The sequence below is a fragment of the Acinetobacter sp. UNC436CL71CviS28 genome, from assembly GCF_000620525.1.
GTDB lineage: Bacteria > Pseudomonadota > Gammaproteobacteria > Pseudomonadales > Moraxellaceae > Acinetobacter > Acinetobacter radioresistens.
In genome coordinates this window covers 23593-40088 of record NZ_JIBB01000002.1, presented here as the reverse complement: position 1 = coordinate 40088, position 16496 = coordinate 23593, and the positions used below count along the sequence as shown (strand labels likewise).

Sequence of the window (16496 nt, the reverse complement as noted above, 5' to 3'; positions counted from 1 at the left end):
TGATGGATTGATGACACAACAAAAACCTTTCATCCTAGCGTTGACCGATGGTAAAGCAGGCCATGAAACTCAAACACAAGGAATAGTTCAGCTACTGAATCAACAACAAGATTATCAGGTGGAATGGGTTCAATTAAATCTACCTAAAAAATGGTTGTATCGTGTTCTCAAGTTATTGATCAAGTTTTCAATAAATACAGAGTGGTTACGTTATTTTCTTGACTCCCAAACCCTAAGTGCATTAGAGCAGAAACAGGTTGCTTATATTGTATCGGCAGGGGGAAACACTCTACTTGCCAATCTACTGCTCAAACAACATTTGCTCAAAGATCAGCCTGTAAAAAATCTGGTCGCAAGTTCATTACGGGGGATTCGTGCTGACTTGTTTGATGTGGTATTTACCATTCATGAGCAACAAGCCGTATTGCCTCATTATTTTTATTATCCAATTGCACCGAATAAAATGAGTGCTTTACCTCTAACACGTGAGCGGGCGCGGGAACATTTGGGTATTCAAAATGCTGAGCAAACGATTGCAATTTTGATTGGTGCTGACACTAAAACAGTAAAAATTGGTGAAGCGGCACAATGGGCAACTGTTTTACAGCAGGTTCGAAAGCAATATCCTACAGCGAGATTGCTACTGACAACATCACGAAGAACACCGATTACTTTTGAAAAAGAATTACAGCAGCTTGCTGAGCAGTACGGCATTTTTCAGCCTCATGACCAGTTAACATGGGTAGCACAAGGCCAAAGCTGTGATATCAAAGATTATATTAAAGCAGCTGACTGGATTCTAACGAGTCCGGACTCGACTTCGATGGTGGCAGAAGTGGTCATGTCAGGAAGTAAGTTGCTGGTACTTTATGATGAGCAGTCCATGCAGGATGAACAGATTAAGCACCAATTAAAGTTTTTAGCACAGCAACATTGGCTATATTTATTAACTGTTTCAGATTCTTATCAAATCTCTCAGGTTGTTCAAGAGTTAGAGATGCAAGATCATACCAGCGAAATAACTCGGAAGTTAAATCGGGTTTTGGACAAATAAGTTTAGCTAAGTATTTATATTTTATTTTTTGTAATAATGGTCAAACTGCGTAGGGCTTTCTGAGGTTAACGCTAAATTAAATAGGAAATAGGTGATAAAATCCGTGACTAAGAAAATGGAGTTACATGATTTATTATGAAGTTCTTGGTTACTGGTGGTGCAGGTTTTATTGGTTCGGCGGTGGTTCGTCATATTGTTCAAAATACTGAACATGAAGTATTAAATGTCGATAAGCTCACTTATGCGGGAAATCTAGAGTCTTTAAGCTCTGTTGCCGATCACCCACGTTATCAGTTTTCTCAGACCGATATTTGTGACCGTACAGCTTTAGATGAATTATTTAAAAGTTTTCAACCTGATGTAGTGATGCATCTTGCTGCTGAATCGCACGTAGATCGTTCAATTTCAGGACCTTATGCTTTTATTGAGACCAACATTATTGGTACATACCAAATGTTGGAAGCAAGCCGTACTTATTGGTTAACCCTTGATGGTTCAAAAAAGGAAACATTCCGCTTCCATCATATTTCAACCGATGAAGTCTATGGTGATTTAGAAGGTACAACCGACCTATTTACCGAAACAACATCGTATTCACCAAGTTCACCATATTCTGCAAGCAAAGCCAGCTCAGACCATTTAGTCCGTGCATGGAACCGTACTTATGGTTTACCGGTGTTGGTGACCAACTGTTCAAATAACTATGGGCCATTTCATTTCCCGGAAAAATTGATTCCGCTTATGATTTTAAATGCTTTGCAAGCCAAGCCACTCCCTGTATATGGCAATGGTCAGCAAATTCGTGACTGGTTATTTGTAGAAGACCATGCACGAGCACTCTTTACTGTTGCAACGCAAGGTGTGGTTGGGGAAACTTATAATATTGGCGGTCACAATGAAAAAGCCAATATCGAAGTTGTTCATGCGATTTGCACATTACTTGAAGAATTGGCACCGAATAAGCCGGAAGGTGTAGCACAGTACAAAGATTTAATTACCTATGTCAAAGATCGCCCAGGTCACGATGTGCGCTATGCAATTGATGCGACAAAAATTAAAAATGACTTAGGCTGGGTTCCGCAAGAATCGTTTGAGACGGGCCTGCGTAAAACCGTTGAATGGTATTTAAGTAATACTGAATGGGTTGCACACGTTCAAAGTGGCGAATATCAGTCTTGGTTAAACAAGCAATATCAAGGATAACTATGAAGATCTTATTGCTTGGAAAAAATGGACAAGTTGGGTGGGAGCTACAGCGAGCGCTTGCTCCTTTGGGCGAGGTAGTTGCATTAGACCGTCATGGTTTAAATGGTCTATCTGGCGATATGACTCAACCATCGGCAATTTTTGACACGATTGTGGCGCTAAAACCCGATGTAGTCGTTAATGCTTCTGCTTATACAGCTGTTGATTTGGCTGAAACTGAGCAGGATTCGGCTGATCTTGTGAATCATCAAACTGTAAAGGCTATAGCCGATGCATGTTTGCAAATTAAAGCTTTATTTGTGCATTACTCTACCGATTATGTTTTTGACGGGGCAGGTGAAACAGCTTTTGTTGAAACAGATGCAATTGCACCATTAAATGTCTATGGTAAAACCAAGGCATTAGGCGAACAGGCAATTGTTGAGAGTGGCTGTCAGCATCTAATTTTCAGAACATCATGGGTCTATGCAAGTAAAGGAAAAAACTTCTTGAAAACGATGTTGAACTTGGCTCAGCAACGTGAAGAGTTGTCGATTATTGATGATCAGATTGGTGCTCCAACTTCTGCTGAGCTAATTGCTGATATTACCGCACATGCTATTCCTCAAGTCGTAGCCGATGTGAGTAAAGCTGGTGTCTATCATTTGGTGGCGAGTGGTGAAACATCATGGTTTGGCTACGCAAGTTATGTATTTGAGCAAGCACGGTCATTAGGACAGGCGCTGATTGTACAAAAGGTTAATCCAATTCCAACAAAGGCTTACCCAACACCAGCAACCAGACCACACAATTCAAGATTGAACAACCAAAAAATACAGCATGTTTTTAAACTCTGTCTACCTAACTGGCAAGATGGTGTAAAGCGAACCATAGTGGAGCTATTAAATAAATGAGTCTCAAACGTAAAGGTATTATTTTAGCGGGTGGTTCAGGTACACGCTTACATCCAATTACCAAAGGTGTATCGAAACAGCTTTTGCCAATTTACGATAAACCAATGGTTTACTATCCATTGTCTGTATTGATGCTTGCCGGTATTCGTGAAGTCTTATTGATTTCGACACCAGAAGATTTACCCCAATATGAAAAACTGCTCGGTGATGGTTCTCAATTTGGTATTGAACTTACTTATAAAGTACAACCTTCTCCAGATGGTTTGGCACAGGCATTTTTAATTGGTGAAGAGTTTATTGGTCAAGATAATGTTTGTTTGATCTTGGGTGACAATATTTACTATGGTCAAAGTTTTGGCAAACAATTAGAAGCTGCGAGTAATCGAGAGCATGGTGCAACAGTATTTGGTTACCATGTGACAGACCCAGAGCGTTTTGGTGTTGTCGAGTTTGACCCAACTGGAAAAGTTCTCAGCATTGAAGAAAAACCATTAAAGCCAAAATCACCTTATGCCGTGACGGGTTTGTACTTCTATGACAATCGTGTTGTAGAGTTTGCTAAACAAGTGAAGCCATCTGCACGTGGCGAACTTGAAATTACTGACATCAATAATGCATATCTGAAAGATGGTTCATTGAATGTGGAGCTTTTAGGGCGAGGGTTTGCATGGTTGGATACGGGCACGCATGAATCGCTTTTAGAAGCAGGTCACTTTATCTATACTGTAGAAAAGCGTCAGTCATTAAAAGTCGCATGTTTAGAGGAAATTGGTTTCAATCAAGGTTGGATTAGCAAAGAGAAACTTTTAGAAAGTGCTGAAGCTTTGAAAAAAACAGAATATGGTCAATATTTGAAAAAAATCTGGGAAGAGTCAAATGCAGGTTGAAACGACTAAAATAGAAGGGCTTTTGATTCTACATCCAAATGTATTTGGTGATGATCGCGGCTGGTTTATGGAAAGCTTTAATCAGCAACGTTTTGCACAAGCACTTGAACAATTAAACTTGCCTGTTCCAACTTTTGTACAAGATAACCATTCATTGTCTCAAAAGAGTGTGTTACGTGGGTTGCATTATCAAAATGCACCTTATGCGCAAGGAAAACTGGTACGTGTTGTACAAGGTCGTGTTTGGGATGTTGCGGTAGATATTCGACCTGACTCAAAAACTTATGGTGAATGGGTTGGTGTTGAACTGAGTGCAGAAAATAAAACCATGTTTTGGATACCGGAAGGTTTTGCTCATGGCTTTATCGCACTTGAAGACAATACCCAGTTTTTGTACAAAACCACCAATTACTACAATAAAGAAAGTGAAGGCGCTATTATTTGGAATGATCCAACACTAGCGATTAACTGGCCTCTTGATGAGGTTGGTGAGGTGTTGGTGAGTGATAAAGATCAAATTGCAGATGCATTTAAAGCATAAAAAAAGAGGAGTTTATCTCCTCTTTTTTTATCGAGGCTGTTTCAATATTATTTTATATGGTGCGACTAAACAGGTTGATAAAATGAACTGAATAAGTAATTTGAGTATGTAAAAAGGGACAACATAAAAAGGTAGAGTCTGTAGTGCAGTGATACTCGTTGGAATAATTCGATCATAATAGCGACGACGAATTGCCAAAGAAGCATTTTTTCTCAATTCTTTAGATAAGCTCTGCTGGTTAATACAGTAAGCCTTTTTGGCTTCTGGATGTGTCTTGGAATAGTCTTTTAAGAATTGAGACATGCTTTGGCGGAGCAAAATCACTTGCCGTCTTACTTCAAAATGATCTTTTTTCTTTTTGGCTTGGGCAATAACACTGGTGTCATGGTAGCGGAAATAATTTAAACACTCATGCGTAAAGAAGATGTCACCTTGCGATACGATTTTTGCCCAAATTTCCCAATCACCAATAAAGCGTAGACTTGGATTAGCTCCACCTACATCGAAATAAGTCTGTTTTTTAAAAATGACACCACTGGCATTTGGAATGGTGTTTTGAGCATTTAAAAATCTTTCGATATATTCGAGACCATTCATTTCAAAATCATTTTCAAATAATTTTGAATCAACTTGATCAGTAAAATCTTTCCATGAACCCGTGACTTCACCTTGTGCATTCATTCGATGAGATTGGCTGTAGGCAAGAACAAGCTTAGGATTTTTTTCAAAATGAGGGACTAATTTTTCCAAAAATTGTAAGTCGGCAACATCATCAGACTCTGCAATCCAGATCAGATCGCCTTTTGCTAGATGCATGCCTTTGTTCCATTGGCAAAATGTTGAGCCTGAATTTTGTTCATTGATGATGCAATGTGAAACTTTCGGATGGCTTTTGTATTTCGCTAAAATTTCGGCACTATGATCGGGTGATAGATCATCTAAAAGAATCACTTCAAATTGCGAATAGCTTTGGTTAAGAATGCTCTCAATTCTGTCTTCTAAATATTGGTCATGGTTATAACTTGGAACAATAACACTAACAAACACGTGAGGGTGGCCTATACAAAATTAAAAAAGCTAAAACTTAAGCTTGAAGCAATAAGTCAACGACGGTCTCTATCCTATTTTTATAAGTATGACTCTGTTGAACTTTATACATGGCTGCTTCAGCGCTGATTATTGGATCTTTTAACTTCAATTGCAATTCTTGCGGATTCTCAAATGAAATAATTTCATTTTTGATATCAAAAGCATAGTTTAGATCTTCAACATACTCGCTTACCAAAATACAACCACAAGCCGGAGCTTCGAAACAACGCATATTCATACCTTGACGAATATTTTTCTTGTTAATGACATTCAAGATGTAACGATGCGTTCTGTAGAGTTCGGCAACTTCAGTCAAAGGAATATTGTGAGGGTGAACAATACTGTTTGATTTGCTGAGTTTATCCCATCCTTTCCCATAGACAGTGAGGGGAAGGGGAATCTGTTCAATGAGCTCTTGTCGATCAGGCGACCATGCGCCTACAAATAAAAGACGATCATCTTTTTGTTCATTGCTAGAAAAGAAGACATTTGGATTATAAGCAAGAGGCAGATAAATGGCATGATTTAGTCCCATTGCTCTCGCATCTTCGATAAAGCTAGAATCGGTAAAGCAATATAAATCAATGACGTCTTTAGATTTTAATAAGCGTTCATCAAAAAAGTCACCAATCCAATGTGCTTTTTTGCATGGAAAGTCTGCCAAAACTTGCAGTAAATGATCATTAAAATAAAAAAGATCGGCAATGAGAATCAAATCTGGCTGAAACGTTTGCAGTTTCTTTTTGAGTAAATTTGCCGTATATATATCTTTGTTTGGTAATAGCTTTTTCAGAAACCGATCGGTGGTATTGTTATGATTTAAGGCAAAGCCTTGGATTTCATAATCAGGGCTTTGATGGGCAGCAGCAAGAATATTTTCGTACCACTGCAAAATACCGCTGCGTTTACCAATGATGAGCAGTTTCTTTTGCATTACTTTTTATCCGCATTACCTTTGAGCACCATATAAATCAGTGCAACAAAGATAAGTAATGCACCGACTAAACTGCTTACACAGAAATAAAGAATACGTTGGTTCGTCGTGAGGTTAAATAATTCATTCGCAAGGATGTAGCGCATGAAAAACCATTGTGCGAGGGAGAATACAATCACGACTAAAGCATGTCGTCGTACATCTGGGCGCATAGCCATAAAGCTGACCTCTAAATTAAAAGCTCCTTATTATGCCACTGACCAGCTTATTCGCAAAGCATAGCTTAGGTAAGTCGAATATATATCTTATTTCTAATAAAAAACCCTGCAATTGCAGGGTTTTTTATTAAAGAGCAATTAAGCTTCTTTCTTTTGTTGTTCACGTAAGCGGATGCCCAAGTCACGAAGCTGGTTTGCTTCAACAGGTGCTGGTGCTTGAGTCAATGGACATTCAGCTGTCTTGGTTTTCGGGAAGGCAATTACATCACGAATAGACGATGCACCTGTCATTAACATCACCAAACGGTCTAAACCAAATGCTAAACCACCGTGCGGAGGCGCACCGTATTTTAACGCATTTAGTAAGAAGCTGAATTTCTCTTCGGCTTCTTCTTCTTCAATGCCTAAAGCCTCAAAAATCGCTTTTTGCATTTCTAAAGTATAAATACGAAGTGAACCACCACCAATTTCAGTACCGTTCAATACCATATCATAAGCAACAGATAATGCTTCACCTGGATTGTTCTTCACTTCCTCAACACTTGATTTAGGCAGCGTGAATGGGTGGTGAACAGAGGTCCATTTGCCATCATCTGTTTCTTCGAACATTGGGAAATCAACCACCCAAAGCGGAGCCCACTCACATGTCGCAAGATTCAAGTCATGACCAATTTTCACACGAAGTGCACCCATTGCATCATTGACGACTTTCGCTTTATCCGCACCGAAGAATACGATGTCACCATTTTCAGCACCAACACGTTTCAACAGATCCAGCACGATTGGCTCAATGAATTTCACGATTGGAGATTGAAGGCCTTCAATACCTTTTTCAAGTTCGTTGACCTTGATATAAGCCAAGCCTTTTGCACCGTAGATGCCAACAAACTTGGTATATTCATCAATTGCGCTACGTGGAAGTGAGCCTGCGCCTGGGACGCGAAGTGCGACAATACGGCCTTTCGGATCTTTTGCAGGACCTGCGAATACCTTGAACTCAACGTCTTGCATTAAATCTGCAACGTCAACGAGTTTCAAGGGAATACGCAAGTCTGGTTTATCAGACGCGTAGTCACGCATTGCCTCGCTATACGGCATACGTTGGAATTTGTCGAATTTGATGCCCAGAAGTTCGTCGAACATCTTAACAGTCATACCTTCCATCAAATCCATGATGTCATCGTCACTCATGAACGATGTTTCAATATCGATTTGAGTAAATTCAGGCTGGCGGTCTGCACGCAAGTCTTCATCACGGAAACATTTTGCAATTTGGTAGTAACGGTCAATACCGCCCACCATCAATAACTGTTTGAATAGCTGTGGAGATTGTGGCAAGGCATAGAAGCTGCCATTTGAAACACGGCTTGGTACCAGGTAATCACGTGCACCTTCAGGCGTTGCACGAGTTAAAATTGGAGTTTCAACATCAAGAAAGCCATTCTCATCAAGATAATTACGGATCAGATTGGTAACTTTAGAACGGAAACGTAAACGGTCCAGCATCTCCGGACGGCGAATGTCTAAAAAGCGGTATTTCAAACGAATTTCTTCAGAGATATTCGTATTTTCATCATTCAACGGGAATGGAGGTGTTTCAGACTGAGCCAAAACTTCAATTTCTTTACCTAATACTTCAATCTGGCCACTGATCATATTGGCATTTTCTGTACCCGCATAGCGGCGACGTACACGACCAGTAATTTTCAATACATATTCAGAACGAGCTTTGTCCGCTGTTGCAAACGCTTCAGGTGTATCTGGGTCAATAACCACTTGAACTAGACCGTCGCGGTCTCGCATATCAAGGAAGATCACACCACCGTGGTCACGGCGACGGTGTACCCAGCCACACAGAGTTACGGTTTGGTCAATTTGAGCTTCGGTTAAAGAACCGCAGTAATGAGTTCGCATCATAGCGTCTAAAATCCAACTATATGGGTTAGTGAAAGCGTATACGTAAACAGCGTACCGCCTTAAGGTAATGGGAGATTATGCCTCTTAGAAGATTCTGTCACAAGAACTAGATCAAAAAACCCTGATAAATTGTGCTTATAGCTTTTAAGAGAAATATCTTGGATCGGTTCTGGTCAGATTAGTAATATTTAAGAGAAAAAATATGACTAATCCATAAGATGTTGCCGATCTATAATTAAAAACAGGATACATCCCAAGCTGAAAATAGCCAGTGAGGCCTGACTGAACTCGTTAATAGATTTACCAGTAAAAAAATAAAGCTCAGATGAGATTAACTCTGGCTTGAAATAGCTCAGGTAGTCATAAACAGACCATGCACCAGCTAGGAATGCCAAACCAAATAATATCCAAAAATAATTTTTAATTTTAGAAGACACTTTCAAGTGCTGCCGATAATGCAGGTAATAACGCCAGGAAAACCAAAACAGAACAGGTAATGCCAATATTGAAGTACCAATCTGCAACACTAGATGGACAGGATAAGTATTACCAAAAAGAGTTATGTCCTGACTTAAAAAATTATAGAAGGCAAAAGTTCTGTAGTCAGCATGAGTTAGCCCGTCCCAAAGGATATGCGTTGCTGTGCCCAGTAAAATGGCAATACTACAGCTTACTAAAAAAATAAGCGCTTGCAGAGGGCTATGAATATTTAGAGGTTTCTGGATACCTAAAAAACGGTATAACGCAGGCCGGTAAATCAGATACCAAACCAGCGTGAAAGCTAGGCCAATCCATAAATTAGGATGCAGTATTGAGGCCCACTGGTGAGTATAACCTGCAGCATCTGCAACAAATAAACGGATCAGGTCAGGCACCATGCAGCCAATGGTTAATGCAGCCAGAGGCAGGCGGTTACCACTAAGTTTTGCTAGTGGTGGCGCCAAAACTGCATGAGAGAGCGTAAAAGGCATGAAAACTGATAAAGACTAAAAATAATGAACCACAGTTTACTTAAAACTTTTTATTAGAATGTTTTTTATTGCAAAAATAGTGAAATGTTATAATATAACATTTTATTAAAAGTACACTTGAGTCAACAAGATGCAGTTTTCTAAGAACTTTCTAACTTTATCGATTATGGCGGTGGTTTCTCCGGTAATTTTTGCTGAAGAAAATAGCTCTGTTCAGCAGCTGGAAACAATACAGGTAACAGCTCATCCGCTGGTACAAAGCGCTGTAGATTACGTGGCGGCAGATAATATTATTGAAAAAGAGCAACTGATCCAGGGCGGTACAACAATTGGTGAAGCTTTAAGTGATCAGGTGGGGGTATATTCCAACCAGTTCGGACCCGGTGCTAGCCGCCCTGTAATTCGCGGGCAGGAGGGGGCACGAGTGAAGGTACTGCAAAATGCCTCAGAAACCATGGATGTCTCCACCTTGTCGCCTGATCATGCTGTTATGGTTGACCCTGCGCTTGCCAAGCAGGTAGAGATTGTGCGTGGGCCATCTACCTTGCTGTATGGTGCCGGTACAGTGGGAGGGCTGGTTAATGTTACAGATAGTAAAATTCCGACACGCATACCTGATAATGGTTATGAAGGTCGTGCAGGGCTGCGTTACAACAGTGGTAATGATGAGAAGCTTGAAACAGCAGGTGTGACATTAGCTTTGGGAGAACAGGTGGCACTTCGGGTTGAAGGGCTAAAACGTGATGCCAACAATTATATTGCGCCAGACTATTATCATGAGCATAGCCACGGCGACCACAGCCATCTGGTAAAAGAACGCAGGGTTGATAATACCTTCGCACAATCCGATACAGCCAGCGTCGGACTTTCCTGGATTCATGATCGCGGGTTTACCGGCCTTTCCTATACGAACCGCCAGGACCAGTATGGTTTACCTGGACATAGTCATGAATATGAAAGCTGTGAAGCCTATTTATCCGGTAGGCCTCATCTACATTGTGGTGATGAACATCATCATGATGAAGAGGGACATGAACACGAGCACAGTCATGAAAAGGATCATGATCATGCCGGTCCTTGGGTTGATTTGAAGTCTGAACGCTATGATTTTAGAACCGAGCTGGATGATCCTTTTGCCGGATTTAAAAAATTACGTGCTCAAGCCAGCTATACCGACTATAAACATGATGAAATTGAAGAGGGTGAAGCAGCTACCACATTTAAAAGTACGGGTTATGATGCGCGTCTGGAAATGGTGCATCAGCCGGTCGCAGCATGGGAAGGCGTCATCGGTACGCAATTTGGTCGTCAGAAGCTGAATATTACTGGTGAAGAATCTTTATTTGCCGGGCCAACCACAACAGATAAGTGGAGCCTGTTTGCTTTAGAACACACCCAGTGGAATGATGTACATTTTGAGCTGGCAGCGCGTTTTGATCAGCAAAAGATTGAGATTGATTCACCACAAAAAAATTATGATGATCATGCCTTTTCTTATTCAGGCGCTGCTAACTGGGAATTCTTGCCTGATTATAAACTGTCACTGGTTGCCTCGCATCAGGAGCGTTTACCTCTGGCTCAGGAACTTTATGCCAAAGGCAAGCATTTGGCCACCAATACCTATGAAATCGGTAATGAGAATCTGAACATAGAAAAATCAAATAACATCGAACTGGGTTTTCATTATGAGGGCGACAAGCTGAATTATCATGTTCATGCTTACCATAACTGGTTTGATGACTATATTTATGCTCAGACACTGGACCGCTTCGAAAACTTCCGCCTGGTTGAATATACACAAGATAAAGCACGTTTTTATGGTGCTGAAGGTGAAGTGTCCTATCAGCTGTCGCCACGCTATAAAGCCAGTCTATTTGGTGATTATGTTCGTGGCAAGATCGAAACAGAAGGTAATGCACCACGGATTCCGGGCGGACGTCTAGGTAGCAAGATTGATGCGGACTTTGGTCATGGTTTCTCTGGTATGGCTGAGTATTACCATGTCTTTACCCAAGACAAAATTGCTGCGTATGAAACTGAAACAGAAGGCTATAATATGGTCAATCTGGGCTTGGCCTATTCGGCACGAGCGACAGATAAAACCGATTACCGCATCTATGTGAAAGCCAATAATCTGCTGGATGAAACGGTTTATAACCACGCTTCTTTCCTTTCAAATATTCCACAGGTTGGCCGTAACTTTACTGTCGGGCTGGATTTTAACTTTTAAATAAAAGGCTTGAGCTATTTAAATAAAAATGGCTCACGAAAAAGCTCTTGAAAAATCAGCTGATAAAACCTAGCCTGAACCGATTGGGTTAGGTTTTATCATATGCGTATCTTTCATCGAATTCATCATAAACTGAACTGGTCAGGCCGCCGTTATATCGCTACGATTATAGCCTTAATGGCTGTAGGGTACTTCGCTTCAGCCATTTATCATATTTATAAACCTCTACCAGAAGGACTGGACTTCGAAGGCCGGTTGCGCCATGCCAATATTAAGTTTCTTGCCGATGAAACCTATATTGATATTCAGGGACGGCAGCAGGCGGACCAGCAGATATTCAATGAAATGCTGAAACTGATTCAGGAAGCCCGCACGACCATTGTGCTGGATATGTTTTTATATAATCCCGAAATTGGTGCCGCCAAGACTACGCACCGTCCTCTCACCCAAGAACTCACCAATGCGCTGATCAGTAAGCGCCGACAAATTCCGGGTATTGATATTACCGTGATTACTGACCCGATAAATTCAGTCTATGGGGGAATTGCGCCTGAACATTACCGACAATTGCGTAAAAGTGGTATTGAGGTTATAGAAACTGACTTAACACCATTGCGGGCTTCTAATCCATTATGGTCAGGTTTCTGGTATATCTGTTGTCAGGGATTAGGGAATAATCCAGAGAAAGGCTGGCTTCCCAACCCGTTCGGGCAGGAAAAGGTAACTTTACGCAGCTATTTGCATCTCATTAATTTTAAAGCCAATCATCGTAAAACACTGGTGGTTGACACTGAAGCTGGCTGGAAAGCACTGGTTACTTCAGCCAATCCGCATGATGGCAGTTCACGTCACTCCAACATTGGACTGGTCGTAACAGGCAATACTGCTATGGATGTGCTGAAAACTGAGCAGGCTGTAGCCGGAATGTCTCAAGGAGAAGCGCCAGTTGTAGTAGTCGGTGAGTTTGAAGAGGATTCAAATTATCCTCAGGTTCAAGTTCTTACAGAAGAAGCAATTTACCGGAAAGCTCTGGATTTAATCAATTCTGCCAAGGCTAATGAACAGATTGATCTGGCCATGTTCTACCTTTCGGAACGGCATATTATTAAGGCATTAATTGCTGCCCATGAGCGGAGGGTAAAATTGCGGATACTACTTGATCCGAATAAAGATGCTTTTGGCCGCCAGAAAAATGGTATACCTAACCGTCAAGTAGCAATGGAGCTGCATCAGGTGGGGATTCCTTTACGCTGGTGTAATACCCAAGGCGAGCAATGTCATAGCAAAATACTGTTGAAACGTGGTGAGAATCAAAGTGAAATAATTGCCGGCTCTGCTAACTTTACTGCAAGAAATTTGAAAAATTATAATCTGGAAACAGATTTAAGAGTAGTTGGTCAGCCGCAAGCACAGGTTTTTGTTGATGCTCAACGCTATTTTGATACAGCTTGGTCTAATCTGAATGGACGGTCTATGAGCGTGCCTTATTCTCAATATGCTGATCACTCAAAATTAAAATACTGGACATATCGTTTTATGGAGTGGAGTGGTATATCCACTTTTTAGAATATTCTAAGAAGGGCAGGAGGTTTATATAATCTCGTGCCCGATAAAATAATCAGTGAGTGGGGGGGATCAACTGATCAAGTTCGGCAGGTGTCAAATTCTCCAGTTCACTCAGGTCAGTTTTAATATGCCACTGACTTTCATCATCCACTGGATTCGGCAAGCGGGCTTCTAGCCAGTCACAAACCACATCAGGCGGAAAATCTACATGATTACATTGAATTACCCAAGCGAGAAAGTCCTTGGCTGCTCCATTCATGTAAGGTGGAGGTGAAACGGGTAAAAACTGTGTGGGCAGGCGTTCATTGGTCGATAGATAATTCAAAACATGGCCCAGTTCCTGTACGGTTTGCCAAGCTAGCGGGTGTTCAATATCGATGTAAAATTTGAACCACCAGGCATGTTCACCATCATTTCCATGTGCTGCAATTCGCTGTTCCTGTACACATGGAACCCTACTGAAAAATTGATAGAGCCGTTCAAAGCTTAAGTCAGACACAGACCTGTTTCCCATAGCAAAACAAAAACGCATCTTAGCATATTTTTGCTTTTACCCGATTTCAGCTAGTTCTTTCAGTTTGGAGCATAAGATTTTTAAAAAATGTTTATTTTTTATTCATGTTTTAGGGCTAAGATAGAAATATATGGATCTGGAGTACTGCCATGCATAACTTATTGCGTCTAGCTGTCCTTGGCAGCCTGTGTCTGGGAATGGCATTATCTGTTTTTGCTGACAGCAGTAACCGCTGGGGAAATTATCGCGGTGTAGAGCGCCCTGTCAAGCCATTGCCTCCGCCACAGTACCGTCCGCCTCATCAAAGACCTCCACAATGGGGCACAGGTCCACATCGGCCTTATCCTCAATATTCTTATCCACAGCAGAGAGGGCCTTATATTGAGTACCGTTATGAGCTACCGAGACACTATGAATACAGTAATCAGCGACAGGTGATCTTGAATAGTCAATTTCCAACTCAGTATCAGGGAAGCCAATATACTATTGATGAGGGAAGTGAGCCGAAATTACCTGCTCCACCAAGAGGTTACCGCTGGGTGCTATCCTCTGGTTACTATCAGCTGGTTCCAGTTCAATAACTGTGTATAAATTCAGAGACCAGTAGTTTTTATGAGTATTAAATAGAGATAAGTAATTCAAGTGCTTATTTTGATAACTTTAATAAAAGATAAATCTATTTATAATGAAATAGCTTAAATTAACAAAAAGAAGCAAGCTCTTCATCGGCACAAAAGAAATTCGGTTTAAAATTTGATTATCTCTAAATTACAATAAATGTTGAGTTCAATTATGCAAAGTAATAACCCTGTATTAACCCGGGTTGAAACCTATAGTGATTTCAACCGGCCTATGACCATCCGTGGCGCAATTCAAAAATCAGTGATGCTGACTGTTGTATCTGCTGTAGTCGGTATTGCGCTGTTCTTTTACTGCGCTATGACTGCCAATGCCAACCTAGCCTATTCAGCAGCCTTGGTCGGTATGTTCGGGGGGCTGATTCTGGCATTGGTGACAACGTTTAAGCCTAATACTGCTCCCACACTGGCCGTTCCTTATGCTTTATTTGAAGGTGCTTTCTTGGGTGGTATTTCTTTTGTATTTCAACTGAAATACCCAGGCGCACCACTTCAGGCCTTACTGGCTACCTTTGTGACTACACTGGTCATGTTTGCCCTGTACCGTATGCAGATTATCCGTGCGACTGAAAAATTTAAAGCAGTGGTGATGTCTGCAACCTTGGCGCTGTGTATTGTCTTCGTCATTCAGCTCATCATGCAGTTTGCCTTTGGCTCGGCCATTCCTTACCTGTTTGAGAGTAACTGGCTAGGTATTGGTTTCGCCGTATTTGTTGCAGTCATTGCTTCATTAAACCTGATTCTGGATTTTGACCTGATTGAGACAGCCGCAGCCCAAGGTGCACCAAAATCCATGGAATGGCTGTGTGGTATTGCCTTACTGGCTACTCTAGTCTGGATGTATATATCATTCCTGCGTTTGATCGGTCTGTTATCGAATGACTGATCTTCTCTATAAAATTTGCAAAAATTGCCTCATGTATTGAGGCAATTTTTTATAAAAAGAAAAAATATAAAAAAAGGTGCTTTATGCAATTTCACAATTATTCAAGACTTGGCATTATGCAGACAAATTATTTAAAGTGAGAATCCCATGGCACAAGGATTATTGGCAGGTAAACGCTTTTTAATTGCGGGTATTGCGAGTAAGTTATCGATTGCATTTGGTATTGCACAGGCACTGCATCGTGAAGGGGCTGAGCTGGCTTTTACCTATCCGAATGAAAAATTAAAAAAACGTGTGGATGATTTTGCTGAACAGTTCGGTTCTCAACTGGTATTTCCTTGTGATGTGGCGAATGATGCTGAAATCGAAACAGCCTTTACCGAGCTGGCAAAGCACTGGGATGGTCTGGATGGTTTAGTGCATTCAATTGGCTTTGCTCCGGCACATACACTCGATGGCGATTTTACCGAGGTTACAGACCGTGAAGGTTTCGGTATTGCACATGACATTAGTGCTTACAGCCTGATTGCCATGGCACGTGCTGCCAAGCCTTTACTGCAGGCACGTCAGGGCTGTGTACTCACGCTAACCTACCAAGGTTCAGAGCGCGTGATGCCTAACTATAATGTCATGGGTATGGCTAAAGCCTCATTAGAGGCTGGTATTCGTTACTTGGCATCAAGCATGGGTCCTAAAGGTATTCGTGTCAATGCCATTTCTGCCGGTCCAATCCGTACACTGGCAGCTTCCGGAATTAAATCTTTCCGTAAAATGCTAGATGCTAATGAACGTGTTGCGCCATTACGCCGTAATGTCACTATTGAAGAAGTCGGAAATGCGGCTTTATTCCTGTGTTCTCCATGGGCATCTGGTATCACTGGCGAAATCCTGTATGTTGATTCTGGTTTTAATACAGTTGGCATGAGCCAGGCTTTACTAGAAACTGAATAAA

At 41.2% G+C, this 16496-nt stretch carries 16 protein-coding genes; 10 read left to right on the top strand and 6 right to left on the bottom strand.

What is annotated here, in order from left to right:
- Window positions 1–10 precede the first annotated feature (10 nt).
- From N518_RS0101315 to rfbC, 5 genes are all read left to right on the top strand, one after another.
- Entirely contained in the window at window positions 11–1054 is a 1044-nt protein-coding gene (locus tag N518_RS0101315) for an ELM1/GtrOC1 family putative glycosyltransferase (RefSeq protein ID WP_000193719.1), read from the top strand.
- Window positions 1055–1189: 135 nt separating this feature from the next.
- Window positions 1190–2257, top strand: coding sequence for a dTDP-glucose 4,6-dehydratase (gene rfbB, locus N518_RS0101310; protein ID WP_000670932.1), 1068 nt, complete (start codon window positions 1190–1192; stop codon window positions 2255–2257).
- Window positions 2258–2259: 2 nt separating this feature from the next.
- Window positions 2260–3153, top strand: coding sequence for a dTDP-4-dehydrorhamnose reductase (gene rfbD / locus N518_RS0101305; RefSeq protein WP_000698332.1), 894 nt, complete (start codon window positions 2260–2262; stop codon window positions 3151–3153).
- Window positions 3150–4040: a glucose-1-phosphate thymidylyltransferase RfbA gene (rfbA, locus tag N518_RS0101300; protein ID WP_000054001.1), complete on the top strand. Its 891-nt coding sequence runs from the start codon at window positions 3150–3152 to the stop codon at window positions 4038–4040. Before rfbD ends, rfbA begins: the two co-directional genes overlap by 4 nt.
- A complete protein-coding gene (gene rfbC / locus N518_RS0101295) occupies window positions 4030–4581 on the top strand; it encodes a dTDP-4-dehydrorhamnose 3,5-epimerase (protein ID WP_001195721.1) in 552 nt (183 codons plus the stop codon). The genes rfbA and rfbC overlap by 11 nt, the downstream gene beginning before the upstream one ends.
- 27 nt (window positions 4582–4608) lie before the next feature.
- Here rfbC and N518_RS0101290 read toward each other — a convergent pair whose 3' ends face one another.
- The 5 genes from N518_RS0101290 to N518_RS0101270 all read right to left on the bottom strand — a co-directional run bounded on the left by N518_RS0101290 (window position 4609) and on the right by N518_RS0101270 (window position 9710).
- Window positions 4609–5628, bottom strand: a complete 1020-nt coding sequence (locus N518_RS0101290; protein ID WP_000498151.1) for a glycosyltransferase family 2 protein — start codon at window positions 5626–5628, stop codon at window positions 4609–4611.
- A gap of 37 nt (window positions 5629–5665) precedes the next feature.
- Window positions 5666–6604 carry a CgeB family protein gene (locus N518_RS0101285; RefSeq protein ID WP_001170031.1) on the bottom strand — a complete coding sequence of 313 codons (939 nt, stop codon included), beginning with the start codon at window positions 6602–6604 and terminating at the stop codon, window positions 5666–5668.
- Window positions 6604–6822, bottom strand: a complete 219-nt coding sequence (locus N518_RS0101280; RefSeq protein ID WP_001251491.1) for a hypothetical protein — start codon at window positions 6820–6822, stop codon at window positions 6604–6606. The genes N518_RS0101285 and N518_RS0101280 overlap by 1 nt, the downstream gene beginning before the upstream one ends.
- A gap of 138 nt (window positions 6823–6960) precedes the next feature.
- Window positions 6961–8739, bottom strand: coding sequence for an aspartate--tRNA ligase (gene aspS, locus N518_RS0101275; RefSeq protein ID WP_026443924.1), 1779 nt, complete (start codon window positions 8737–8739; stop codon window positions 6961–6963).
- Window positions 8740–8945: 206 nt separating this feature from the next.
- A complete protein-coding gene (locus N518_RS0101270; protein ID WP_026443923.1) occupies window positions 8946–9710 on the bottom strand; it encodes a DUF4184 family protein in 765 nt (254 codons plus the stop codon).
- Between the two features lie 130 nt (window positions 9711–9840).
- Between N518_RS0101270 and znuD the strand changes: the two genes are divergently transcribed.
- Window positions 9841–11940: a zinc piracy TonB-dependent receptor ZnuD gene (gene znuD, locus N518_RS0101265; RefSeq protein WP_005023410.1), complete on the top strand. Its 2100-nt coding sequence runs from the start codon at window positions 9841–9843 to the stop codon at window positions 11938–11940.
- A gap of 102 nt (window positions 11941–12042) precedes the next feature.
- Window positions 12043–13506 (top strand): phospholipase D family protein, encoded by a 1464-nt coding sequence (locus N518_RS0101260; protein WP_005023413.1) that lies wholly within the window; start codon window positions 12043–12045, stop codon window positions 13504–13506.
- A 52-nt stretch (window positions 13507–13558) separates the two neighbouring features.
- Here N518_RS0101260 and N518_RS0101255 read toward each other — a convergent pair whose 3' ends face one another.
- On the bottom strand, window positions 13559–14005 hold the full coding sequence (locus N518_RS0101255) for a hypothetical protein (RefSeq protein ID WP_005016416.1): 447 nt from the start codon (window positions 14003–14005) through the stop codon (window positions 13559–13561).
- Between the two features lie 164 nt (window positions 14006–14169).
- On the opposite strand from N518_RS0101255, the gene N518_RS0101250 reads away from it, so the two are divergent.
- The 3 genes from N518_RS0101250 to N518_RS0101240 all read left to right on the top strand — a co-directional run bounded on the left by N518_RS0101250 (window position 14170) and on the right by N518_RS0101240 (window position 16495).
- Window positions 14170–14601 (top strand): RcnB family protein, encoded by a 432-nt coding sequence (locus N518_RS0101250; protein ID WP_005023417.1) that lies wholly within the window; start codon window positions 14170–14172, stop codon window positions 14599–14601.
- A 211-nt stretch (window positions 14602–14812) separates the two neighbouring features.
- Window positions 14813–15544, top strand: coding sequence for a Bax inhibitor-1/YccA family membrane protein (locus N518_RS0101245; RefSeq protein WP_005023419.1), 732 nt, complete (start codon window positions 14813–14815; stop codon window positions 15542–15544).
- A gap of 147 nt (window positions 15545–15691) precedes the next feature.
- The gene (locus tag N518_RS0101240) at window positions 15692–16495 is read left to right on the top strand and encodes an enoyl-ACP reductase FabI (protein WP_005023422.1); all 804 of its coding nucleotides are present in this window, start codon (window positions 15692–15694) and stop codon (window positions 16493–16495) included.
- Window position 16496 lies beyond the last annotated feature (1 nt).